This is a genomic window from Geobacter hydrogenophilus, from assembly GCF_018501225.1.
Classification (GTDB): Bacteria; Desulfobacterota; Desulfuromonadia; order Geobacterales; family Geobacteraceae; genus Geobacter; species Geobacter hydrogenophilus.
The window spans coordinates 408,464-431,667 of sequence record NZ_JAHCZI010000003.1; the positions used below are offsets into that span (position 1 = coordinate 408,464).

A 23,204-nucleotide genomic window follows, 5' to 3' on the forward strand; every position below is an offset into this window, starting at 1 on the left:
GTGCCGGTTGATCTTGACAAAATAAGCATCCTGCCCAAGATGAGGTCTAAGAAGGAGGCTAAACACAACTTCCAACTCATCTGGAACCTTGACCTGCGAGTTAATTCATCCCGCTGCCTTATTCATCTTCTGTTCAGAAACGTAAAGACCGGTTATTACATCATAGACACAATCCCTCCTGAACTCCTCTCGTATTGCACTGTTGGCTCCTATTTCGCTAAAGGCAGAAAGAAGATCAAAGAGCAGGCGTCGGGCACCGTCCGTAAATTTACTATCAAATCTACCGAGCACAATAAGATCTTACGAGTTCAAGATGCCTTGACCGACTCAGAATATGATCTTTCGTTGACGGACACAGGTTACCAAGGTGAGTTTACTGAAAATCTCGCAATAACCTGTAAGAACCAACAATGTTTGGTGTTTCACTGCGATGGCATGAAAGTCATCATTCCTTGCGCAGTCCTCGCAGGAGTCTACTATTTCAAATCAACCTCTCTGCGCGAGGCAATCTTTTCCCGAAAACTCAAAAGTCTATACGAAGATTATTCGTTGGATGCCGGCACTCGACACGCAAGAATTACCATGAAACCTGGCGCTGCTGATTCTGATGCGAAGGTCATAGCCAGGTTTTTGTCGAGCGATTTTGCTGAGAGACGCATGCTTGAAATCCCGAACAGCCTTCTTGTCAATAGACATGAACCCCAACGAATTGTGGCTGATTTCCCAATTAACCAAGATATAACAATCAAAGCCAGAGGGCACCTCGCCCCCAATCCTGAAGGTGGCGAGACGTTTGTTGTGTTCCAGGTACTGGAAGAAGATAGTCTCTTTCCGTTCGACAGCATCTCAATCGATCGGCGAATGTATGAAAATGATTTTCCTGATGGCGAGCCGGAAACTTTTCCGGTTACTGCAACCAATTCTGGCAAAAATCTGACAACCAGCAACCCTTCCAGCCGCTACATCCGTAGAATCCTGCTGAACCATGTGAACATTACCAACTGTAATGCACGTGCCATAAGGGAGACTAAGGACTATATTCCAACGCCCCGCAAGGATGAAGGTAAAACTCCCAAATTAATTCCCGGGGGAAATTATGTCGAGTTGAGTAATCAGTATGACTATCCATCTGACGACACTGCTATTGCTAAGGCGAAAGTGGAGCGAGACGATGGTGATATTGTCGAGCCCAATGATTACTCAATGCCTTTGGACGATTTTGAGCGGATGGTCAGAGCACTGAAGGGAGGCAAGCAGGCCAACGATGGTGGCATGTTCATTGTCGTTACTCGGTTTTCATTGTCAAGGCAGCTAGTCTGGCAAAGACAGAGAGGACCTCGCAATAGGCCTTCTTTACGAGAGACATATGATAAAACAGATGAGAACCGACGGGAGTGCGCTTATGTTTGGTTCAGATATCAGGAGAGAAATGTTTGTTTGGTGGAGATCGATCAACCTGGTTTGCCATCAGGATGCTCCACCTACGTATTGACTTCGCAGGATGTGGTCACAAGGGATATGGCGGACGAGGTTGTGCGGGATTATGTAGAACGGGAGCCTTTTGAAGAGACGAAAAGGAGTCTAAAGAGCAAAGGTGTCATCTTGGAAAGAAAGAATCATCCGCATACTAACAGCTCAGACCACCAGACGGCTTGGTGTGATAGGTTGCTTAATATCGTCTCTGCCTGTGAATCGGTTTGAATGGAAGAGGGTCCTTCGGAGATTTGTCGTAGAGAAACTTCACGATAGCCATTCAAATGATTTCAATGCGTTATGCTGAAGTTGCTCAGAAGTCGAAAAATATCTCGCAAATTATGTGATCACCAGGCGCATTCGGCACTCTATACTGCTTGGATAACAGCTTATTGAATTGACTCCTGTCATATGGGCATAATTTGTAATCTGTAATGCTTTCATTTAATGCAGGTTTTGGGGGGAAACATGAATTGTGCGTTGGCGGTTGTGGGGATGACGTTGATGTTTTACATGGGTAGTGAAGGGATTGCTCTTGCAAGCGAAATCCAAGCCTGTGCCCCTAGCAGCAAGAGCGTTAATCAGGAGAGGATTCCCAAAAAGAGTGTTGATATTCGTGTCGCTCCAAATGGATCAGCCAAAAGGATAATCAATCGCAAGGCGACGGAAGTTACTCACAGGACTCAGTATGCCCAGATCGATTCGTCGACAAAGGTGAATGAAGTATGTCGCCAAGGGGGCTGGTCGTACATCCAGGTGAAGGAACCTGAATGGCTGGCAGCAACCCATATGGGATGGGTACCATCCAACACGCTGAACGAAGTCAAGGTTTCAAGTAAAGGGAAACGTATCTATCGTGAAAACGAAATCATTTGGGATAAGTATAGCAAGCCTTACAAAAATCTGATTTTGTATGCAGTCAACGGCTATCTTCAAGATGAGTGCCCCGATTTAGACCCTTCTTTTGTGACCCAAGCTCCATCCCGAACGACAAAAAAGAATCCAGTGTTTTTTGTTGTCTGCGGCAAGGACCGTAATGTCAGAAATATCTTTTTCTCCAAGGCGGAGATAGAAAATAGAAAAAAGCAGGAACGGTAATACATGAAGTGAGTAGAAACCTGGTTCGTTTGCAATGAATTCATGACATTGGAGGGATGATGCAATTACATATGTCCATATCCAACGGAGGTGCAACAGCTTCCTTAAACAAAGAGATTTACGACAAAGAAGCGGTCATGGCGGCAGCATATCGCCGAACCGCGAAGTATGCGGTTGAAATCCGCGAAGAAGGCCAAAATTTTGTCGTTGTGTTCACCGCGAAGGACGGCCGCGATGGCAATGAGTCGGAAGTTGCCGACGACGTGCAGTCCTTTTTCAATGACGTCCTTGACGAGCAGCTCCGGCAGCAGCTTGAGCAAAAGACCGGCAGGATCCGCGATCTCATTGTCCAGCATGCGTTCTCTCCCATTGATCTACGCAAAGAGGTGCGGAAGTGATAGCGCAGGGGCCTGGATACACCACTCTGCCGTTTCAGTTCGGCAGGTTTCAGGGGGACGAGTACCTGCTCGTCAATGAAAGTGGCGAATACCATTTTATCGAGCGTCCAGACCTGGAGCAGCTCGTACAAGGGATCCTGCCGGCTAAGAATAGGCACTTCGACGACTTGCGGAGCAAGCAGTTTATCGTTACCGGAGATCTGCCTGGAACCATCGACATGGTGGCTACTCGGTACCGGACCCGCAAAAACTTCATCAAGAACTTCACCGCCTTGCACATGATGGTTCTCACGGTCCGCTGCAACCAGGACTGCCAGTATTGCCAAGTTTCAGCAGAGAGTGACGATGCCTACCAGTACGATATGTCGCCGGAAGTGGCCGAAAAGATTGTCGAGATGGCATTCATGTCGCCAAGCCCGGTCATCAAGATCGAGTTCCAGGGAGGAGAGCCTACCCTGAACTGGCCGGCTCTCACCCGTGCCGTACTTGCGGCAGAGATGCTCAACGAATCCCGCAAAAAAGCCCTGGAGTTTGTCGTCTGCACCAACCTTACCGGCATAACAGGGGAAAAGATCGAATTCCTCCGTGACCACAAGGTCTGCATTTCAACATCACTCGATGGGCCGCAATCCCTGCACGACAAGAACCGGATTCTCAGGAAAGGCGGCGGTACGTACGAAACGTTTCTGGCCAACCTCCAGGATGTGCGTAGAATCTGCGGCACCGAAAACGTATCGGCATTGATGACCACAACCGCCGACACGATCGATCATCTCCCAGAAGTGATTGATGAATACGTCCGACTCGGGTTCAATGGCATATTCCTGCGAAGCCTCAACCCTTATGGCCTGGCTGCTCAAAATGCCCCAGAACTGGGGTATTCAATGGAGTACTTCGCCAATCGCTATGAGGAGGCATTGGATTATATTGTTGGGCTCAATTCGCAGGGGACCTACTTCCAGGAGTTCTTTGCGACGATTCTCTTGACTCGCATCCTGACACCATTTTCAACCGGCTTTGTTGATTTGCAGTCGCCGGCCGGCGCGGGTATCTCAGGAGTCATCTACGATTACAACGGCGATGTCTATCCAGCCGATGAGGCACGGATGCTTTCCCGGATGGGCGACAAGCGGTTCCTGATGGGAAACGTGTTCACCGATCCCTATACGGACATATTTGGTGGGCCCCTGATGCGCGAGATTGTGGCCAAGTCGATCGTTGAGGTAATGCCTGGCTGCGCCTCTTGCGTCTATCGCACGTACTGCGGTGCAGACCCGATCCGTAGCTACCTGGAGACTGGCGATATCATGGGGCGCCGACCGGGGAGCAGCTTTTGTGAGAAGAACCAAGCAATCTTTGAAATTCTCTTCCGCAAACTGAAGGAAAACAACGACGAGGTGATGGACGTATTCTGGTCCTGGATCACTCGCCGCCCTCTAAAGGAGAGCCGAAATGAAAAACTTTAGAGGTGAAGCGGCTTGCCTGGACAAGCTGGTGGTAGGGGTTGCCTGCACTTCGTTGCCGATTCTGCCACGTCCAGGCAGAATACTTGTTGCCGAAAAGAAACCCAGGTTTTCTTATGGTTTGAAGGGTTTGGTGATTGGAGAGTCAGGAGAATCTCCAGCGGGTATCCCGACCGTCAGGCTGAAGAATGAGGATCTCGCAGGCATTGCTGATGGAGACTGCATCACCTTGTCCCCAGACGGTACCGTGTCGGTTGCATGGGACGTCCAATCAGTCAATAACAGCATTTTCGCTACCCCCAGCTGTGATTGCCGATGCATTATGTGCCCACAGCCACCGCTCCCCCATGATCCGGATACTGTCCGTATCGCCAGTGAGACCATTGATCTGATCGACCCTCAAAAGGTCCAATTCATCTGTGTCACTGGGGGCGAACCGACTCTGTTGGGCGATCAGTTCCTTGAATTGATGCGGACAATCAAGAATCGCTTTGACCATGCACGAGTTCTTGTTCTCACGAATGGGAAAAATTTTTCCGATGCCGCTTTCGCCCGCAAATATGCCGAGATCGGCCTGTCAAACTGCATAACATGCGTCTCTCTCCACTCGGATCTGGAAGAGCTGAATGACGAGATCGCGGGTGTAAAAGGGAGCTTTCACAAGACGGTGCAGGGACTCTATAATCTGGCGAAAATGCGGCAACGGGTCGAAATTCGCCACGTCATCAGCAAGCTGAACGCGCACAGGCTGGAAAGCTTTGCATGGTTTATCTACCGCAACTTCCCATTTGCGTATCATATAGCATTCATGGGCATGGAAATGACGGGTTGCGCGGTCGATAACTATGACCGTGTATGGATTGATCCGATGGATTATCGCCAGGCGCTTTTGAGAGGAGTAAAGATCCTTGACCGAACCGCCTTGTACGTGTCCATTTACAACATTCCGCACTGTCTGCTGGAGCAAGATGCTTGGCCATTTGCGAGGCAGTCAATTTCGGATTGGAAAAATGCTTATCCGGAAGAGACGTGCGGAAAGTGCCAACTGAAGGGACAATGTTGCGGGGTGTTTGCCACTTCAGGGGGGCTGCTTAGCCCTAACATATCACCGACTTGCACTGGGTGAAAATTAACCGCTTGCAATCATCGTTGTATGTGGTAGTTTTATCGACATAATATTTATTAAAGGAGGGGGCTATGCGTAATCTTATCATCAAGGCAACGACTGCCCTGGCCGCTCTTGCCGCTATCGTCGGGATCAGCGCCGGTCAAGCGAAGGCATCCAGCCAGCCGCAACAAAACAGCGATGAGGCTCCGCTCGTGCTTGAGCATGGCGTTCAATATCACTGGACTGAGGGTGGAACCCACTGGAGCCACGGTTCTCACCAGTCTCACAGCTCACATTATTCCAGCCGCTAAGCTGGAGTAACAAGCAAAGAAAAAGCCTCGATTGCCGTAAATGGCGTCGAGGCTTTTTTGTTGAACCGCACCTTTCCCGGGCGCAACGTACTTAGGCGCATGTATGCGTTCCCCCGTGCTAAACCCGAAACACCTAAAGCCGTAAATGGAGATATTCAAAGAGCGAGACAGAAAACTGGAAGAAGCCAGAGGACTGAGAAAAGCAAAAACGACAGCAAGCTTTCCCTGAGATCAACCCATCAGGGGAAGAGGCGGGACAACGTGGGAGGAGGCTCCCCATGAATCTCAGACCAAGAAGTCAGAGTCTACCAACAGAAAAAGTTTGTCAACGGTGCAATTCAAACATGAGATAACGTCGTACCGCGATCAGCCCTTCATAGTTCGCTTTCATAAGTTCGAGAGGCGTTCGCCCCTGGCATTCTCCAGGCTTCCGGCAACTCTGGTGAGGCCGCAGGACGTACAGGCTATGGAGAGCATTATAGAAGTTAGTTCCGTTCCGGATTATCTTGCGGTGCTCGTGCAGAAGGATACCCCCGAGAAATCGAACGCATTGTTGGTTTTGGATGAGATTGCAACGTTTGAAGCGGACATCGAGGAATACGCCGCCAATCAGGTGGTCGGTGCCACGTGGCTTAACCAGAACTAAAACCGCAGGTTGCTATTGCGACTGCCTTGCCTTCAGGAGGGTAAGAACGGACTTCTCTTGGAACAAGGTTTTCTGGTGCATATCGCTTCCTACATTTAACTGGCAGTACAATACTTTTAGAGTTTAGACCACCCCAGTCCCTTGTCGTGAAGGGGGCACTTATGAGCTACACCTGAAGACATTCGGAAGTATCCTTGTTCTTCAGGCAGTTTCACCAAAGCGCTTCTGTCTGAAGCTCAACCGGTTGAGGGCGTTAACGTAGGCTTTGGCCGACGCCTCGACGATATCCGTGGAAGCCCCCTTGCCCACTACGGCGTTCTCCCCCTCGGCAACCCGGACAGTGACCTCTCCCTGGGCGTCGGAGCCGCCGGTTATGGAACCGACGTTGTACTGCAACAGCTTCGCCTTTCCCTTGACCAGCCTGTTGATGGCCTTGATGGCGGCATCCACTGGGCCGTCGCCCAGTTCGGCCATGCGCGCCGGCCTGCCGTCAATGGCAAGTTGCACCGTTGCAGTAGCCACGGCAGGGGAGCCGCAGGTCACGGTGATCTGCTCTAACCGGTATTTCGCTTCCTGGCGGGACTCGTCGACGACGAGGGCATCCAGGTCTTCGTCAAATACCTCCTTTTTCAGGTCGGCCAGGGCCTTGAAGCGCTCGAAGGCACGGTTGAGACACTCCTCATCCAGATGGTGTCCCAGGGCCTCAAGGCGTTTCTTGAAGGCGTGGCGGCCGGAGTGTTTGCCCAGTACCAGGGCGCTTGATGAGAGCCCGACCGATTCCGGCGTCATGATCTCGTAGGTGGACTTGTCCATGAGCATGCCGTGCTGGTGGATGCCGGCCTCGTGGGCGAAGGCGTTGGCGCCCACAATCGCCTTGTTGGGCTGGACCCCTATGCCGGTGATGGCGGTTAGGAGCCTGCTGGCGGGGGTGAGCTGCTCGGTGACCACGTTCGTGGCAAAGGGGAGGATATCGTGGCGAGTGCGGAGCGCCATGACGAACTCTTCCAGCGAGCAGTTTCCGGCCCGCTCGCCGATTCCGTTGATGGCGCACTCCACCTGGCGGGCACCGGCCTGCACGGCGGCGATGGAGTTGGCCACGGCAAGCCCCAGGTCGTTGTGGCAGTGGACCGAGATCACGGCCCGGTCAATGTTCCTCACGTTCTCCTTCAGGTAGCGGATGATGCTGAAGTATTCGAAGGGGATGGTGTAGCCGACCGTATCGGGGATGTTGACCGTCGTAGCACCGGCATCAATGACCGCCTCGACCACCTCGGCCAGAAACGGAAGGCGGGTCCGCACCGCATCCTCGCAGGCGAACTCCACGTTGGGGGTATATGAGGCGGCCCGCCTGACCGCCTTGACCGCAGCGTCCAGCACCCTGGCCGGCTCCATCTTGAGCTTGTACTTCATGTGGATATCGGAGGTGGCAATGAAGGTATGGATCCGGGCGTTCTCGCCGGCATACTGCAGCGCCTCCCATGCCCGGTCGATGTCCGCGTCGAGTGCCCGACAGAACCCCGCGATCTGAGGCCCCCTGATCTGCTGGGCAATGAGCCTGACCGCTTCGAAATCGCCTTCCGAAGCAATAGGGAAGCCGGCCTCAATCACATCGACCCGCAGCTTCTCCAACTGCCGTGCCACCCTCAGCTTTTCCTCGATATTCATGCTGTTGCCGGGTGATTGCTCACCGTCGCGCAACGTGGTGTCAAAAATCCTGACAATCTGCCGCTCATCCCCGTTTGGTGCCGTTGCCATGTCAGTGGTCCTCTCTCTGCCATTCTGTTTGTGAAGGCTGCCACAGAGGCCCCGGGCTCCCCCGGAGCTTCTGTGGCGCGTTTCGACTCATCGACCCGCGTTTACTCGCAGAGGTCGATCTTCACGTCCCAGTTCTTGATCTTCATGGTGCCGTTCTGGGCCAGGTTCAGTTGCATCTTGAAGGCGCGATCCCACAACTGGGGCTCATGGCCCACCTTCCTGGCAAGGCACTCCCGGGAGGCGATCTCCAGGTATTCGCTCAGGATCGGCTTGTAGTCGGGGTGGGCGCACTTCTCGATGATGCGCCGAGCCCGCTCCTTCGGCGCCATTCCCCGCAGGTCGGCCAGCCCCTGCTCGGTAACGACGCAGTCCAGGTCGTGCTCGGTGTGGTCGATGTGGGAGCAGTGGGGCACGACGCAGGAGATACCCGTCGGATCACTCTTGGTGGGACGGGATGAGGGGGTGTGCATGATCTTCAGGTAGCCGTTGCGGAGGAAGTCGCCGGAACCGCCGAGGCCGTTGATCATCCGGGTGCCGCCGACAAGGGTGGAGTTGGCGTGGGCGTAGATGTCGATCTCAACCGGAGTGTTCATGGCGATGACGCCAAGCCGGCGGATCGGTTCCGGGGCGTTGGAGACGGAGAGGGGACGCAGAACGATCTTGTCGGCGTACTTGTCCATGTTGGCGAAGAAACGGGGGAAGCCCGGCTCCTCAGAGAGGGAGAGGGAGCAGGACGACGCAGCATCGAGCTTGCCGGAATCGAAGAGGTCGAGCATCGTGTCCTGGAGGACCTCGGTGAATACGGTCAGGTTCTCGAAGGGAGCCTTCGCCAGGCCGCCGATGACCGCGTTGGCGATGGAACCGACGCCGGACTGGAGTGGCAGGAGGTTCTTCGGCAGGCGGCCGGCCTTCACTTCATGGGTGAAGAAGTCGATGATGTTGTTGGCGATGGCCTCGGATGTGTCGTCCTGCTCGGCAAAGGCGCGCCCCTTGTCACGATGGCGGGACTCGACCACGGCGACGATCTTGCTCGGATCGCAGGGGACGTAGGTGGTGCCGATCCGCTCGCCGGCATGAGTGATGCCGAGGATCTGCCGCTTCGGCGGGTGGTTGCAGACCACCATGTCGTGCATCCCCTCGAAGGAGGGCTGGCCGACGTTCACCTCCAGGATGACCTTGTCGCAGATCATGAGGATTTCGGGGACCACACCGCCGGAGGAGGTCAGGACGAGCCCGCCGTCTTCGGTGACGGCCGAGACCTCGATGATGGCCAGGTCGAGCTTGCCGCTCTCGGTATCCTTGGTATAGAAGCCGTAGCCCAGATCCTGGGCGAAGAGGGAGAGGTGCTTGTCTCCCATGCGGATCCGCCCCTCGTTGATGCCGGCGGCGATGTTCTTGCCGGTCTGGTAGGGCCAGCGGCGGTCGATCATATCGAGGGAGGCCCAGCGGTCCTCGGTCTCGGCACCGACGGAGGCGCCGATGAAGAGGTTGAATTTCCATTTCCCCTGGAGGCTGTTCTTCTCCACATGGTCGGCCAAAGCGATGGGGACGGCCTTCGGGTAACCGGCGGGGGTAAAGCCGGACCAGCCCAGGTTCATGCCGGGCTTGAAGAACTGAATGGTCTGCTCGGCGGTCATCACCTTGCCGAGCAGGGACTTGCACCGTACGCGGTCCTGCAGTGTTCCGTATTCAGACATCACATTTCTCCTGATTGAAATTATTGTATTGGTTCGCTATTGCGGGAAGGGTTACATCTTCCGGCCGCCTTCAGCCGCCCACTTCTCGAGCATCGGGGTCGTGACCGACTTGGGCCGCTCGATGGCATAGCCGAGTCCGCGATCCCAGGTAATGTTGGCCATGCAGCCGAGGGCCCGGCCGACGCCGAACAGGACGGTGTAGAAGTCCCACTCCTTGACGCCGTAGTGCCACTGGATGACCCCCGACTGGGCATCCACGTTGGGCCAGGGGTTCTTGGTCTTGCCGTGCTCGGTGAGGACGCCGGGGGCCACTTCGAAGATCATCGCCACCAGCTTGAAAAGGGGATCGTTCGGGAGGTGCTTCTGGCAGAACTCCCGCTGCGAGGTGTAGCGGGGGTCGGTCTTGCGGAGGACGGCGTGGCCATACCCCGGAATGACCTGACCGGAGTTGAGGGTGTCCCAGAGGGCCCTGGTGATGAGCTCCCGGGTCGGCTCCTGGTCCTTGCAGTACTTCTCCTGGAACTTGATGGTCCAGTCGAGCACTTCCTGGTTGGCGCGGCCGTGGAGGGGGCCCGCCAGGCCGTCGAGCCCCGCGGCGTAGGCATAGTAGGGGTCGGAGAGGGCCGAGTGCACCAGATGGGTGGTGTGGGCCGAGACGTTGCCGGACTCGTGGTCGGAGTGGAGGATGAAGTACATGCGGGCCACATCCTTGTACTCTTCGCCCTGGCCGATCATGTGGGCGAAGTTGGCCCCCATGTCGAGCGCCGGATCGATGGCGATCTGCTTGTCTCCCCTGTACTTGAGGTTGTAGATGAAAGCAGCCAGGACCGGGATGCGGGCAACGATGTCGCAGGCGTCTTCATAGACATATTCCCAGGCGACCGTCTTGTTGAACTTGCCCGACTCGTAGAAGGCGGCGAACTTGGACTCCCGCTGCATGGCGGTGATGCCGATGGAGAGCATCGCCATGGGATGGCTGTCCAGCGGCATGGCGCGGATGATGTCGAACACGTACTGGGGAACCGCCTGGCGGGTTTTCCAGTCGGCCAGGACCGCGTCCACCTGTTCCTGGGTCGGGACGTCGCCGGTGAGGAGGAAATACCAGAACGCTTCGACGGTCGGATAGTCTGAACCGGCGGCTTTCGGCAGGCAGGCAAAGGTTTCGGGAATGGTCTTCCCCCGGAAGCGGATACCTTCCTGCGGATCGAGGTAGGATATGTCGGTGACGAGGCAGCGGACGTCGCGGGCACCGCCAATGCACTGATCGATGGTGACCTCGTCGATTTTCACCTTGCCGAACTCCTTGACGAGCCTGGTTGTACGGGGACGGAACTCCTCCAGCTTCTGCTTGAGTGTTTCTTTCAATGCCATGCTTCTCTCCTTTGGGTGGGGTGTGGTAACGCTGCTCAGATGACAAACAGCGACATGAATTCATTGACCGGAGTTGCCTCGAACCGGTGCCGGTCGGAGCAGAGCGCAACGATCTCCTCCGCCTGTCCCTTCGGCAGCCGCGACATGAGGTTTCTCCGGAACTTCTCCTCCAGAAGCGGGATGGCCTCCGCGCGCCGGCGGCGGTGCCCGATTGGGTACTCCACCTCGATCCGCTCGCTGCTCGTGCCGTCCGCGAAGAACACCTGCACGGCGTTGGCGATGGAGCGCTTGTCGGGCTCCAGGTATTCGCGGCTGTAGCGCGGCTCCTCCATCACCTCCATCTTCTCCCGGAGGAGATCAATGCGCGGATCGGCGGCCACGGCTTCTTCATAGTCCTCTGCCACCAGATTCCCGAAAATGAGTCCCACGGCGGTCATGTACTGGAGGCAGTGGTCCCGGTCCGCCGGATTGTGGAGCGTGCCCCGCTTGCTGATGATGCGGATGGCCGATTCGTGGGTGGCAATGACCACCCGCTCGATCTCGTCCAGGCGGTCCCGCACCTGCGGGTGGAGCGCCACGGCCGCCTCGACGGCGGTCTGGGCATGGAATTCCGCCGGAAACGACACCTTGAAGAGGACGTTCTCCATGACGTAGCTGCCGTAGGGACGGGGGAACGTGAAGGGTTTTCCCCTGAACGAGACGTCGTAGAACCCCCAGGTGGGAGCCGACAGGGCGCTCGGGTACCCCATCTCCCCCCGCATGGTCATGAGCGCCAGCCGCACGCCGCGGCTCGTGGCGTCCCCGGCGGCCCACGACTTGCGGGAGCCGGTGTTGGGGGCATGGCGATAGGTTCTCAGGCTCTGCCCGTCGACCCATGCCTGGGATACCGCATCGGCGATCTGCCCGCGGGAGCCCCCGAGCAGGCCGGTGACCACTACCGCCGTGGCGACCTTGACCAGCGCCACATGGTCGAGCCCCACCCGGTTGAAACTGTTTTCCAGGGCGATGCATCCCTGGATCTCGTGGGCCTTGATCATGGCGGTAAGCACATCGTTCATGGCAAGGGGCGGTTTCCCTTCGGCGAGATTTTTCCGGCTGAGGTAGTCGGACACCGCCAGGATTCCCCCCAGATTGTCCGACGGATGTCCCCACTCCGCCGCCAGCCAGGTGTCGTTGAAGTCGAGCCAGCGGTTGGCGCAGCCGATGTCGAAGGCCGCCTTGAGGGGGTCAAGCTCGAAGGAGGTGCCCGGCACCCGGGCGCCGTGGGGGACCAGGGTCCCCGGCACGACGGGCCCCAGAAGCTTCGCGCACTCGGGAAACCCCAGGGCCAGGAGCCCGCACCCAAGGGCATCCGTCAGGCAGTAGCGGGCGGTCTCGAAGGCTTCATCGCTGTCGATACGGTAGTCCGCCACGTAGGCGGCGATGGCGGTCAGTTCCGGGTCCACCCCATGGCGGACGTTGCTGGTGACGGTTTCGTTTCCCGGGCTAGTCGTGGTCATGGCGTTTCTCCGCAAACAGTTGATCGAGCTTTCGCTCATAGTCGTGGTACCGGAGGATGTCATAGAGCTCGGCCCGCGACTGCATCCCGCCCAGCACCGACTCCTGGCTCCCCTCGCGGGAGATCGTCTCGTACACCGTCAGGGCAGCCCGGCTCATGGCGCGGAAGGCGCTCAGGGGATAGAGCACCATGGCGACCCCCACGTCGGCCAGCTGCTGTTTCGTGAACAGTGGGGTCTTGCCGAACTCGGTCATATTGGCCAGAAGCGGCACCCCCACCACATCGGCGAACATCCGGTACATCACCAGCTCGGTCATGGCCTCGGCAAAGACGCAGTCCGCGCCAGCCTGTACGCAGAGATAGGCCCGCTCGAGGGCGGCGCTCAGCCCCTCGGACGCCAGGGCGTCGGTCCGGGCCATGATGACGAAATCGGAATCGGTCCGGGCGTCGACTGCCGCCTTGATCCGGTCCACCATCTCCTCCTTGGAGACGAGGGCCTTGTTGGGGCGATGGCCGCAGCGCTTGGGGGACACCTGGTCCTCGATGTGGACGGCGGCAACGCCGGCGCGGATCATCTCCTTAACGGTGCGGTCGATGGAGAACGCCTCGCCCCACCCCGTATCGATGTCCACCAGGAGCGGCAGGTCGCAGGCGCCGGTAATGCGGCGGGCATCCTCAAGGACATCGCTTCGGCACGTGATCCCAAGATCGGGAAGCCCGAAGGAGGCATTAGCCACACCGGCCCCGGAGAGGTAGATCGCCCTGTGCCCCGCCTGCCGGGCCAGGAGGGCACAGTAGGCATTGATGGTGCCGACAATCTGCAGCGGCCGTTCAGAGGCAATCGCCTCCCGGAACGTCCTTCCCGGTGACACCCTGTCGCACATGGGGGCTACTCCTCCTGCTCCCGGGACTTCCTGTGCCGCTCCTCGATGCTCTTGCGGGCGGAGCGTATGTGGCGGCGCATCAGCAGGTCAGCCAGCTCGGCGTCCCGCTCTTCGAGGGCCTCGACGATCCGGCGATGCTCCTTGAGGGCCTGGAGCGGGCGCGGACTCGAGGTACTGAACTGATAGCGGTACATGCGCATCAACTGATAGAGCCCCCCCTCCAGCACGCCCAGGATTTTCCTGTTGCGGCTCCCCTTGAGGATCCGGTAGTGGAAGTCCAGCTCCCCCTCCTGCTGGTAGTAGGAGAGCCCCTCATCTTCCCTGATGCTCCGTTCATGATCGTCGAGCAGCCGCTTCAGATCGGCGATCTCGGCATCGCTCATCCGCTCCGCCGCAAGGCCGCACGCCATGCCGCCCAGCGCCTCCCTCACCTGGTAGATGTCGATCAGCTCCTCATAGGAAAGGGTGATGACCCGGGCGCCGTGGTTTGGCGAGCGGACCACGAGATGCCGTTCCTCAAGGCGGCTCAACGCCTCCCGCAGGGTCCCGCGGCTGACGCCGTAGGCCTTGGCCAGTTCCGGTTCCGAAATCTTGCTTCCGGTCGGAATCTCCCCCTTCACGATGGCGGTCTGGAGTTGTTCAAAAATGCGGTCGGACAGGGTTAATGACGTGATTTCAGATAATTGCACGGAATGTTTCTCCTGCTGATTATGTCGACACATTTTGTGTATACAAGGTTATATTTCTTATTTATGCCCATAAAATGAATTTGTCAAATCGAAAGTGTCGACAGATTTAATATTGATAAAAGTTTCCCAAACTTTATTAGTTATACTAATGCATACACCCTGCCGCTGCCGGTTGTGACTGGCACAAGCAAGTCCCGACCCTGCACTCCGCTCCGGCTTCTTCTCGACGGTCCAGGGAGACGTTTTTGAAAACTTGAATATCAACAAGTTCTTGAATAAATTGGATTTTAGGGTTTCAGATTTGATCTTGTAGGAGGCAGGAAAAACGAAAAACACGAATATTTTGCTTGATATGGCACACGGGAAGGAGATGCTCACTTCACCCTTCCGGAGGACCACGCTATGGAAAAGTCGGGATACCGCCATATCCCTCATGCCCAAGAGGCCTGGTTGTAATCCCGGCAGGTGTTGCACCGCTGGACCCAGATTCTTTCCCTCGGCTAGCCGAAGTGCAGCCGCTCGACGGGTTTCGTCTTCATGTACGCTTCGTTGACGGTTTGGAGGGTGAAGTTGACATGGCGGAATTGGTGCATTTAACATCCGCTGGTGTTTTTGCCTGACTGGCCGACCCGTCACGATTCTCACAAGCCTTTGTGGAATATGGAGCCGTTACATGGCCAGGCGAGATTGACCTCGCACCGGACGCCATGTATCAAAACATCAAGCAGTATGACAAATGGGTGCTAGAGGGATAATCTTGCCCTGGAGCAACTGACCTTTAGCACATCCATTGCCTGAGCCGAATGTGATCGAACCGCCTGAAGAAATGGTCCCAACCTCGAAATAATTATGATAAATTCCCGTGATTGAAGTCGGATAGACGATGGAAGGAAATGGCAAATCCATGACGAAAGCAGAGATTGCGGAGTTGGTGAGCACGAAAGGCGGCTATTCAAAGAAGGATGCGAACGAAATGGTCGAAGTGCTCCTTGAACAAATCAAAAAGACCCTCGAGCGAGGAGACAAGATAAAAATCGCCGGTTTCGGCAACTTCGAAGTAAAGAAGAAATCAGACCGGCGGGGGCGCAATCCCCAGACCGGCGAGGAACTAACAATCCAGTCTCGGCGGGTGCTGGCATTCAAGCCCAGCGCGGTTCTCAAGAACGCCATCAACGAGAACTCGTAATGGAGAAGTTTACCGCCGTCATCCTCGACTTCGAGACGACTGGTCTCTCCCCTGGATACGGGGACCGGGCCATCGAGATCGGTGCGGTACTGATCAGGAACAATCAGGTAGTTGACCGTTTCCAGAGTCTCATGAATCCCGGCAAGAGGATAAGTGGTTTCATTGAAGACTACACCGGCATCACCAATGAGATGCTGAGCAAGGCTCCGTCCGCAGCCCACGTGATGGAGCAGTTTGCATCCTTCATTGCTGGCCACAATCTGGTTGCCCATAACGCGAGTTTCGACCGTCGCTTCCTGGACGCGGAACTCTCTCGCATCGGCAGAACCCGGACCAGAGAATTCGCCTGCTCCATGCTCGCCGCCCGCCGGATCTACCCCGATGCCCCGAGTCACCGCCTGGAGACGCTGGTCAGTCACCTCGGACTCCAGACAGATGGCCTCTTTCACCGGGCCCTCGCCGATGCGGAGATGACGGCTCAGCTCTGGACGGCGATGATCGGGGAAATCAAGGGAACCTATCGCCTCAAGGAGGTCTCCTTCGACCTCTTGCAGTCTCTCGCCGGCGTGGCGAAGAGAGCGGTACCAGCTTATCTGGAAAGGGTGGCGGTAGGGCAGTGAAATTGAAATTAATCGGGCATGGGTGATCTGATACCGACCAGGGAGGGAGTAGATGCCGGCAGAAGCAGGATGTGGAGGATTTTCACAACGGGGGAGCAATAAACGGTTGCTGCTCTTGGCTGGTATACTTGTCCTGTTGCTGTCCATGGCTTTCGGGATGCGTCTAAAGGCAGCGAAACTGCCCCCTCCCGAAATCAGGTTGACCGATACCACACCCCGTGGCCAGGGGGTATCTGCCGAGAAACGACAGCGCTTCTGCCTGAACTTCAAAGAGAAGTTCTCGAGGAAATTTCAAGGTTCAAAGGTTGATGTTGAGGGGGATGGTAACAGAATCTTCCGTATTGGGTGGTCTGGCGTGGACCGGTCATTTGCAGCCTCGATCACAGAAACTGCGGAAATTATTAAAGACCTCCGGGACATGGGATTCAAATACTTAATCATTTCCGATGGCCACAAGTCGACGTGGAATGTGGATTTGAAAAATTGAGATTCGAGGAACTGTGATGAAGCGAATTTGCGGCATTGTCCTCCTGTGGACGATCCTCTTCTCTCTGCCTGCATGGGCAAAGGAACCATTGCGTATCATCGAAGGGGTGGTGGTAAAGGTCGTTGACGGCGACACGATTACCGTCGATTCCGGCGGAACAAAGGTCAAAGTTCGCCTGTATGGTATCGATGCTCCCGAAACGGAGAAAATTAACCGGAAGACCGGAGTGGTTACAAAACCAGGACAGCCTTACGGTGAAGAGGCATTCCGTGCTCTTGCTGCCAAGGTATCAAATAAGTCGGTACGACTTGAGGTGATGGCCATCGACAAGTACCGGCGAGCGGTTTCCATGGTTTGGTTAGGGGACCGGAAAATCAATCGGGAAATGGTGGCCGATGGGTGGGCTTGGGCCTACCGGAAGTACCTCGATCGTTCCAATGAGTATTTCCTTGACGACGAAGGCAATGCCCGCAGCGAAAAGCGTGGGATTTGGCAGGAAGCTGATCCTGAGCCTCCATGGGAATTCCGGAAACGGACCAGGACAAGCGGGGGCTGATTGAGGAGGGTGTCATGTCCATCCAAGTGATTCAGGAGATTCTGGAAGGCAAGAAAGCTCCAGAGGAAAGGGAGCTTGTCGCCATTGTGCGTAAAAGGCTCCCTCGGGGCGTCATAGATATTGTGGCGCGTGCCTTTGGAATGTCGCCGAAGGAGCTATGTAAATTACTGCCTGTTTCATGGCGCACCTTGCAGCGTTATGAGGCTGATCACCTTCTGGATACTCACCTTACGGACCATCTTGTTGGCTTGGTGGTGATTTTCTACCAAGTTGTTGATGTATCCGGGTCTGAAAACGCGACAGAATGGCTGAAGACGCCGAATTGGGCATTGGGAAATGCGCAACCGATTGAATTCCTGGATACGTTCGCCGGCATGGCCGTCGTGAACGTTAATCTGATGAGGTTGAAGCATGGAGTCGTTTCGTAGAAGCGGCCACTGGCGAGTACGAATAAGAATCAGTCGTTGTTCTTTTGATTTTGTGGCTCGCCATGCAGAAGCCGGTCCGCGTGAGGACGCAGCCGATCTATTTCTTCCTTAAGACGCTTTATGACGAGTTCACGGCGGGAGACAGATTGAGCTTCCACCTTCTCCCCCATGGCCTTTAGGGCACGCTGGACAGCCTCTTGGAAACCCCTTTCATCGCTGATGTCCCTCATCATCCCCCCGAGGCTAATTAGTGTCTGTTCGGAAACTAGCTAGAAATCTTCATTCTCTGTGATGCGTGAATTGGCGGCATCCGCCTGTTTGGCTTCAAATTCAGCTTGGGTCATTTCCGCCAGGTGCCTGAAAAATGTCCGTCTGCCGATTCCGAGAGTCTTACAGGCATCCGCGGCAGAGCAACCGTCTTCGTAGAGAATTCTTGCCTTCTCCAGCTTGTCGAAGCTGGTCCTCGGCCGACCTCCCGTCCTTCCTCTAGCTCTTGCCGCGACTCGGCCTGCGGCAGCGCGTTCAGCTTTGAGCTCCCGCTCCATTTGGTTGATGACACCCCATCATGCCGATAAAGGCTCGGCCCGTCGCGGAGGTGGTGTCGATATCCTCTCGCAAGGCTACAAGATTGATCTGTCTCTTCTTGAACTCTTCGATGAGGGTCAGTAGATGCGTGAGCGAGCGGGTCATCCTGGACAATTCCGTGACAACCACGGTATCTCCCGGCCGCAGGTACTCCATCAGCCTGTCCCAGTCAGGACGCGACTCGCTGACGCTGCTTGTCTTGTCGCTGAAGATCTGCTGGCAGTAGGCGGGCCTTGAGCATGACAAACTGACCATCCAGGTTCTGATCCTTTGAACTCACCCGTGCGTATCCAATTTTTTGCCCCATGGGGGATCCTCCTCACACCACCAGAGTGCTACAACTTGTCTCCATGGTCAACTTTTTACACTTTGTTTTTGGCAGCGGTTTGGGCGCTGGGCAAACAGGGGGAAAAGGGTCAATCGGAATAAGGATCAGTGCCAAAAGTCTACTTTTGGCACTACAAAAATATACAAAAATATGGCTAGTGGATTATGAGCGACTTCGGTTGAGGAGAGCATGACAATGTGGTACCGCCACATTTTTACTTGTTGTCAACAACAGGTAAAAATGTTATAAATTCCTTATAAGTTAATAATTCGCTAACAAGAGGTGTCAGGCTGCGCTCCCCCGGCAAAAGAAGCTCATCAGCAAGTTGGAGAAAATGAGATACACGCAGGAACAAACTAGAGAAATAGTCGGGCTTTCCGTCGAAACGCTGCGTCACTGGCGTCACGTAGTGACATATTTGCGTCCGAAAACCGGCAAGGCAGCCAGATATACTTTTTCAGATCTAATTTCCTTGTCAGTAGTACGTGAAGTAACAAATGCAGGTGTTCCAATTTCAGGAATAGTCGGCGGCCTTGACGAATTATTTAAACTCCTTTCTAAGACGTTTTGGCAGAATCTAAGGGGTAAGTTTATTGCTCTAAGCCATAATAGTGCTGTCATAGTTTCCGAGTCCAACTGGCATGAGGTAGCAGAAAAAGGCGTTACCATCATCATATCGTGTGACATTGTGCTTGTACGGCTTCAAGATGAGCTATATCCGGTCATTGAAATTCCAAGTCAACGCATGCTGCCATTCCCTCCTAAAGCAGTAAAAGGAAATAGGCAATGACTATAGACTTGCAAAAAGTCTTAGAAGAAACTGGATATATCACCAATAATGAGCCTGCTCCAGGTGTCATTATTGGTGCAGATGCACAGTCTATGAGGAGAGGACGAAAGTTTGTCCCCGATGCCCTCTGGCGTAGTTCGTCCTCACTCACTATTTATTTTAAATACACTGACACCGATCCGTGCCCTGAAACGGTAGCAACTTGGCGGCAAGAAATCTGGAATGAAGGTTACACACCTCTTTTTTGGGTCATCTCCCCAGGGACGGTCAATCTTTACAGCGGGTACGGCAAGCCCATAGCAAAAAACGATGCTGAACAGCATCGCATACAAACGTTCAGGGTTATTGAAGAGGATCTGCGACGACTGAATGATTTCGCAGGAAGACTGGCTATGGAAACCGGGCAGTTCTGGTTGCATCCTGATGCCAAATGCTGTGGCACGAGAGTAGACCAGCAGTTACTGAGAGATCTATACCAACTCGAAAAGCATCTCACCGTCAAGCCAGATGGGTTGCCAAGTGATATTGCCCAAGCCCTGGTCGGTCGTTGTATATTCACGAAATATCTTATCGACAGAGGAATAATCAGCACTGAGTATCTTGTAGCTTCATGTGGGAAGGAAACCCTTCAGGCCGCTTTGAGGGATGGCGATGCCGCTCAAAATCTGTTTAAAAAGTTAAAGACCGTATTTAATGGCGACATGTTTCCCGAAGCGTCTGCCGTTGGGATACGAACCATGGGAAGAGAATTGGCGCTCGTTGCCGATTTTCTCGAAGGAACTGATTTATCCAATGGACAGCGATCACTTTTCCCTTACCAGTTTGACCTTATCCCAATTGAGCTGATTAGTTCGATATATGAACAGTTCGCACATTCTGCCACTCCAAAGGATGACTCCTCGACGATAGAACCAGAAGCAAGGCTGAACGGTGTGCACTATACTCCCTTGACTGTTGTTAGCTTGATTCTGAATGAAGTCATCCACCACAACATCACAGGGGACGAGACAGTTTTGGATTTGACCTGCGGTTCGGGGATATTCCTTGTCGAAAGCTTGAGACGATTAGTTGCGATCAAATCAGCGGGCAAAAAACCCAGCCGACACTGCATTAGGGAAACACTGTACAATCAGATTTTCGGCATTGACTGCAGTGAGGCGGCAATCCGAGTTGCCGCGTTTAGCCTCTACCTTGCTGCTATTGAACTGGACCCCGAGCCCTACCCACCAGAAGTCCTAAAATTTGACCCCCTTATAGGCAAGTCCCTCTTCATTGGTGACGCACATTCAATTGAAAATACTCCTGATGGCGCACCGTTGCGTCACGACAATGGGCTTAGAAATTTCGACATCATCGTCGGAAACCCACCTTGGACATTCAAAGGAAAGACAGGGACTGCTGCACGCCGGGGGCGGAGAAGGAAGGATAATAACACCCCTATATTGCCACGCAGTGAAAGCCAAGATTTTGTTCACAGGGCATTGGATTTTGCGCATGGGAATACACGTTTCGGCATTATCCTCGATGCCACTCCTTTTTTTGCATCTAGCGATAGTGGGTGTAATGCTTCCCAGCGCACAATTGAAATGCTCTCTCCTGCGACCATTGTTAATCTTTCGGCGCTTCCATGGCTTTTCCCCACTGCCACTAAGCCTGCCGTTGCTGTGTTAGGGCGTTGCAGGAGACCAGACACAAAGGATGGGATTGTCACGCTGGTGAACGTTCGGTGGTCAGCATCAGGGGAGAAATCAAAAACCTTCACAATAGCACCAAGCGATATTGTAGATTTCAGAATTGATGACTGGATTGATAGGCCAGAAATATTGAAAGCAAAGATTTATGGTCATGACCGAGATTTGAAATTACTTAGCCGGCTCCAAAACCAAATGAAATCACTTGGGATCTGGTTGTCAGACATCGGAACTGAGTTAAGAGATGGGCTGATCCTAGGCGCACCATCTAACAGGACACGAGAATCAAAAGACTTGATCGGCCTTGATGTGGTTGAGTCCAGTGATATGTCACATTTCAACATAAGTGATGGACTTGATGCTTTCCCCTATGAAAAAGCTGAATGGCCGCGGAACAGAGACATTTATAGAAGCCCAATTGTTTTAATCAAGGAGTTCTTTAGAGGATCACCAAGACCGATTGCCGCTGTCGCAAAAAATGATGTTGTTTTTACAGATGCTTTTTTTGGTGCTTCATTTCACAAGCTGAATCCAGAGCTTGCGAATCTACTAGCAGCCATTTTGAATTCTTCATTAGCTACATGGTTCTTCTTGATGGCCTCTAGTGAATTTGGGATTTGGAAGCGCCGTTTACTAAAAAAAGAAGTTGAAAAACTGCCCCTTCCCGACATGGAAGTTGCGTTGAATTCTAACACTGCGAAACGCTTATTTGCCCTCATGACATCGCTTCATAACACTTCAGACTCATCAGTATTTGTTGATCTTGATGAAGCTGTATTTGACCTATACGGACTAGATGAAGAAGATAGAATTCTTGTCAGAGATGCTTATGTCAGAGCTGGATGGCAATGGGAAAAGGGAAGAAATTTTTACGCTCAACCAGCCAACACAAATGATGATCTCAAAACTTATTCAGAGACCTTTGTAAAAGAAATAAGTAAGTGGTTGCAGGTTCGGAATGTACGCAGCCTAGCGGCTGAGATTTACGATCTGCCACGAAACGCTCCTATACGAATTGTACGATTTGCCCTGAACGAGCGTCCTTCCACCCCTTCTGTTCAAATAATTACCCCGTCGCACGACCTTCAGGTCGTTCTAGATGATATTGGACGTCAGATAAAACTACCTATTTCGTCGTCCATCCTTGGAGAAAGAGAAGTTCGCGCAAATGGGAATAACGAAGTCATCATGATTAAACCTGCTGCAAGGCGTTTTTGGATGAAGAGTATCGCTCTTAGAGACGTAGACGATCTTATCAAAGAAAGCTTTCACGGGATCCCTCAGTGAGTATACCATTTGGCCAATCTCTCGCCGTTGGCCGCCCATTTATTTGTCTGGTCGAAGATATAGTAGCTGTTTTGCTTGCTACAACCCATGAAGGGTGGGAGATGGCTCGCCAGGACTCCAAGTTCGATCCCTCAGCCTTAGAGGTTCCATTTACGGAATGTCTGCGTGATGGAATGCGTGCAGCTCTGAAGAGCAGAGGGTTGAAAAACATTGTTGTGCTTCCTGGAACTGAGTCAAGGTCTAAACCATCGCTCCGGATACCTGACGGGAGAACAGATATCCCTATTTTTGTAACGGATGTGTTTATCGAAATGGAAGAGCATGATCCGCACGCTATCATCGAGTGCAAGAGACTCGATGGAAATGACAGCGACTTAGTGCGAGAATATGTGGTTTCTGGGATTAATCGCTTTTGCTCTGGCCAATACTCTTCTAACCATCGCTACGGATTTATGGTTGGTTATCTTCTGGCGGGGACTACTAAGAGTGTAGCTGTGGCAGCAGTAAATAAATTCATAGCAAAGCACAAATCCGTAGCCGAAGAGTTGGCAATGCATCAAAGTCAACCAGATGTGTGGAAAAGCAAGCACCTGCGGGAAGAAAATGATACTATTTTTCTCTTTCACTCATTCCTAAAGGTTAAGGGCACAACGAAAAACGAGGGCTCTTCGACGTTTCAAGTGGGTTGAGGATTAGCGACTTGAAGTTGAGCTTGCCGGCGATGATGTAGGCCACGGTGATCAGGTTTCGGGGATTACGATAGCCCCCAGCCCTAGCCTTGGCTGCCTGGATGAGGCTATTGACCTCCTCCCGGAAACTGGTCCAGCTAAAAGTGAGGACTTCCGGCATCTCTAT

The 23,204-nt window shown here is 53.9% G+C and carries 25 protein-coding genes; 16 read left to right on the top strand and 9 right to left on the bottom strand.

Going from position 1 to position 23,204, the window contains the following annotated elements; genetic code table 11:
* The 7 genes from KI811_RS07865 (at window position 1) to KI811_RS07895 (ending at window position 6,497) form a co-directional block, all read left to right on the top strand.
* On the top strand, window positions 1-1,701 hold the full coding sequence (locus tag KI811_RS07865) for a hypothetical protein (RefSeq protein ID WP_281874794.1): 1,701 nt from the start codon (window positions 1-3) through the stop codon (window positions 1,699-1,701).
* A 240-nt stretch (window positions 1,702-1,941) separates the two neighbouring features.
* Window positions 1,942-2,571: a hypothetical protein gene (locus tag KI811_RS07870; protein ID WP_214185913.1), complete on the top strand. Its 630-nt coding sequence runs from the start codon at window positions 1,942-1,944 to the stop codon at window positions 2,569-2,571.
* 137 nt (window positions 2,572-2,708) lie between these two features.
* Complete coding sequence (hxsD, locus tag KI811_RS18970) at window positions 2,709-2,969, top strand: His-Xaa-Ser system protein HxsD (protein ID WP_425513820.1); 261 nt, start codon at window positions 2,709-2,711, stop codon at window positions 2,967-2,969.
* Window positions 2,966-4,435, top strand: a complete 1,470-nt coding sequence (gene hxsB, locus KI811_RS07880; protein WP_214185915.1) for a His-Xaa-Ser system radical SAM maturase HxsB — start codon at window positions 2,966-2,968, stop codon at window positions 4,433-4,435. Before hxsD ends, hxsB begins: the two co-directional genes overlap by 4 nt.
* Window positions 4,422-5,558 carry a His-Xaa-Ser system radical SAM maturase HxsC gene (gene hxsC, locus KI811_RS07885; RefSeq protein WP_214185916.1) on the top strand — a complete coding sequence of 379 codons (1,137 nt, stop codon included), beginning with the start codon at window positions 4,422-4,424 and terminating at the stop codon, window positions 5,556-5,558. The genes hxsB and hxsC overlap by 14 nt, the downstream gene beginning before the upstream one ends.
* A gap of 71 nt (window positions 5,559-5,629) precedes the next feature.
* A complete protein-coding gene (locus KI811_RS07890; RefSeq protein ID WP_214185917.1) occupies window positions 5,630-5,851 on the top strand; it encodes a hypothetical protein in 222 nt (73 codons plus the stop codon).
* A 466-nt stretch (window positions 5,852-6,317) separates the two neighbouring features.
* The gene (locus KI811_RS07895; RefSeq protein WP_214185918.1) at window positions 6,318-6,497 is read left to right on the top strand and encodes a hypothetical protein; all 180 of its coding nucleotides are present in this window, start codon (window positions 6,318-6,320) and stop codon (window positions 6,495-6,497) included.
* Window positions 6,498-6,698: 201 nt separating this feature from the next.
* Here KI811_RS07895 and KI811_RS07900 read toward each other — a convergent pair whose 3' ends face one another.
* From KI811_RS07900 to KI811_RS07925, 6 genes are all read right to left on the bottom strand, one after another.
* Window positions 6,699-8,252, bottom strand: coding sequence for a 2-isopropylmalate synthase (locus tag KI811_RS07900; protein ID WP_214185919.1), 1,554 nt, complete (start codon window positions 8,250-8,252; stop codon window positions 6,699-6,701).
* Between the two features lie 101 nt (window positions 8,253-8,353).
* Entirely contained in the window at window positions 8,354-9,949 is a 1,596-nt protein-coding gene (gene scpC / locus KI811_RS07905; RefSeq protein ID WP_214185920.1) for a succinyl-CoA:acetate CoA-transferase ScpC, read from the bottom strand.
* 51 nt (window positions 9,950-10,000) lie between these two features.
* Window positions 10,001-11,320 carry a citrate (Si)-synthase gene (locus KI811_RS07910; protein ID WP_214185921.1) on the bottom strand — a complete coding sequence of 440 codons (1,320 nt, stop codon included), beginning with the start codon at window positions 11,318-11,320 and terminating at the stop codon, window positions 10,001-10,003.
* A gap of 35 nt (window positions 11,321-11,355) precedes the next feature.
* A complete protein-coding gene (locus KI811_RS07915; RefSeq protein WP_214185922.1) occupies window positions 11,356-12,819 on the bottom strand; it encodes a bifunctional 2-methylcitrate dehydratase/aconitate hydratase in 1,464 nt (487 codons plus the stop codon).
* Window positions 12,806-13,702: a methylisocitrate lyase gene (gene prpB / locus KI811_RS07920; RefSeq protein ID WP_214185923.1), complete on the bottom strand. Its 897-nt coding sequence runs from the start codon at window positions 13,700-13,702 to the stop codon at window positions 12,806-12,808. The genes KI811_RS07915 and prpB overlap by 14 nt, the downstream gene beginning before the upstream one ends.
* A 5-nt stretch (window positions 13,703-13,707) precedes the next feature.
* On the bottom strand, window positions 13,708-14,391 hold the full coding sequence (locus tag KI811_RS07925) for a GntR family transcriptional regulator (protein ID WP_281874787.1): 684 nt from the start codon (window positions 14,389-14,391) through the stop codon (window positions 13,708-13,710).
* Between the two features lie 620 nt (window positions 14,392-15,011).
* On the opposite strand from KI811_RS07925, the gene KI811_RS18975 reads away from it, so the two are divergent.
* From KI811_RS18975 to KI811_RS07955, 6 genes are all read left to right on the top strand, one after another.
* Window positions 15,012-15,146 (top strand): DUF2442 domain-containing protein, encoded by a 135-nt coding sequence (locus KI811_RS18975; protein ID WP_373878770.1) that lies wholly within the window; start codon window positions 15,012-15,014, stop codon window positions 15,144-15,146.
* A gap of 149 nt (window positions 15,147-15,295) precedes the next feature.
* Window positions 15,296-15,577: an integration host factor subunit alpha gene (locus KI811_RS07935; protein ID WP_214185926.1), complete on the top strand. Its 282-nt coding sequence runs from the start codon at window positions 15,296-15,298 to the stop codon at window positions 15,575-15,577.
* On the top strand, window positions 15,577-16,197 hold the full coding sequence (locus KI811_RS07940) for a 3'-5' exonuclease (RefSeq protein ID WP_214185927.1): 621 nt from the start codon (window positions 15,577-15,579) through the stop codon (window positions 16,195-16,197). The genes KI811_RS07935 and KI811_RS07940 overlap by 1 nt, the downstream gene beginning before the upstream one ends.
* A gap of 52 nt (window positions 16,198-16,249) precedes the next feature.
* The gene (locus KI811_RS07945) at window positions 16,250-16,684 is read left to right on the top strand and encodes a hypothetical protein (RefSeq protein WP_214185928.1); all 435 of its coding nucleotides are present in this window, start codon (window positions 16,250-16,252) and stop codon (window positions 16,682-16,684) included.
* A gap of 16 nt (window positions 16,685-16,700) precedes the next feature.
* The gene (locus KI811_RS07950; protein ID WP_214185929.1) at window positions 16,701-17,240 is read left to right on the top strand and encodes a thermonuclease family protein; all 540 of its coding nucleotides are present in this window, start codon (window positions 16,701-16,703) and stop codon (window positions 17,238-17,240) included.
* 14 nt (window positions 17,241-17,254) lie between these two features.
* Window positions 17,255-17,668 carry an antitoxin Xre/MbcA/ParS toxin-binding domain-containing protein gene (locus KI811_RS07955; protein ID WP_214185930.1) on the top strand — a complete coding sequence of 138 codons (414 nt, stop codon included), beginning with the start codon at window positions 17,255-17,257 and terminating at the stop codon, window positions 17,666-17,668.
* A 29-nt stretch (window positions 17,669-17,697) separates the two neighbouring features.
* Here KI811_RS07955 and KI811_RS07960 read toward each other — a convergent pair whose 3' ends face one another.
* The 3 genes from KI811_RS07960 to KI811_RS07965 are packed head-to-tail and all read right to left on the bottom strand — an operon-like array spanning window position 17,698 to window position 18,499.
* Window positions 17,698-17,898: a hypothetical protein gene (locus KI811_RS07960; protein WP_214185931.1), complete on the bottom strand. Its 201-nt coding sequence runs from the start codon at window positions 17,896-17,898 to the stop codon at window positions 17,698-17,700.
* A 39-nt stretch (window positions 17,899-17,937) separates the two neighbouring features.
* Window positions 17,938-18,213 (bottom strand): helix-turn-helix domain-containing protein, encoded by a 276-nt coding sequence (locus KI811_RS18885; RefSeq protein WP_343213595.1) that lies wholly within the window; start codon window positions 18,211-18,213, stop codon window positions 17,938-17,940.
* Complete coding sequence (locus KI811_RS07965) at window positions 18,191-18,499, bottom strand: recombinase family protein (protein ID WP_214185932.1); 309 nt, start codon at window positions 18,497-18,499, stop codon at window positions 18,191-18,193. Before KI811_RS07965 ends, KI811_RS18885 begins: the two co-directional genes overlap by 23 nt.
* Before the next feature lie 416 nt (window positions 18,500-18,915).
* Here KI811_RS07965 and KI811_RS07970 point away from each other — a divergent pair, with 416 nt between their 5' ends.
* From KI811_RS07970 to KI811_RS07980, 3 genes are read left to right on the top strand one after another with little or no spacing between them, the layout of a single operon-like run.
* On the top strand, window positions 18,916-19,371 hold the full coding sequence (locus KI811_RS07970) for a MerR family transcriptional regulator (RefSeq protein WP_214185933.1): 456 nt from the start codon (window positions 18,916-18,918) through the stop codon (window positions 19,369-19,371).
* A complete protein-coding gene (locus tag KI811_RS07975; protein ID WP_214185934.1) occupies window positions 19,368-22,349 on the top strand; it encodes an N-6 DNA methylase in 2,982 nt (993 codons plus the stop codon). Before KI811_RS07970 ends, KI811_RS07975 begins: the two co-directional genes overlap by 4 nt.
* Window positions 22,346-23,038, top strand: a complete 693-nt coding sequence (locus KI811_RS07980; protein WP_214185935.1) for a hypothetical protein — start codon at window positions 22,346-22,348, stop codon at window positions 23,036-23,038. Before KI811_RS07975 ends, KI811_RS07980 begins: the two co-directional genes overlap by 4 nt.
* The last annotated feature ends 166 nt before the right edge of the window (window positions 23,039-23,204 follow it).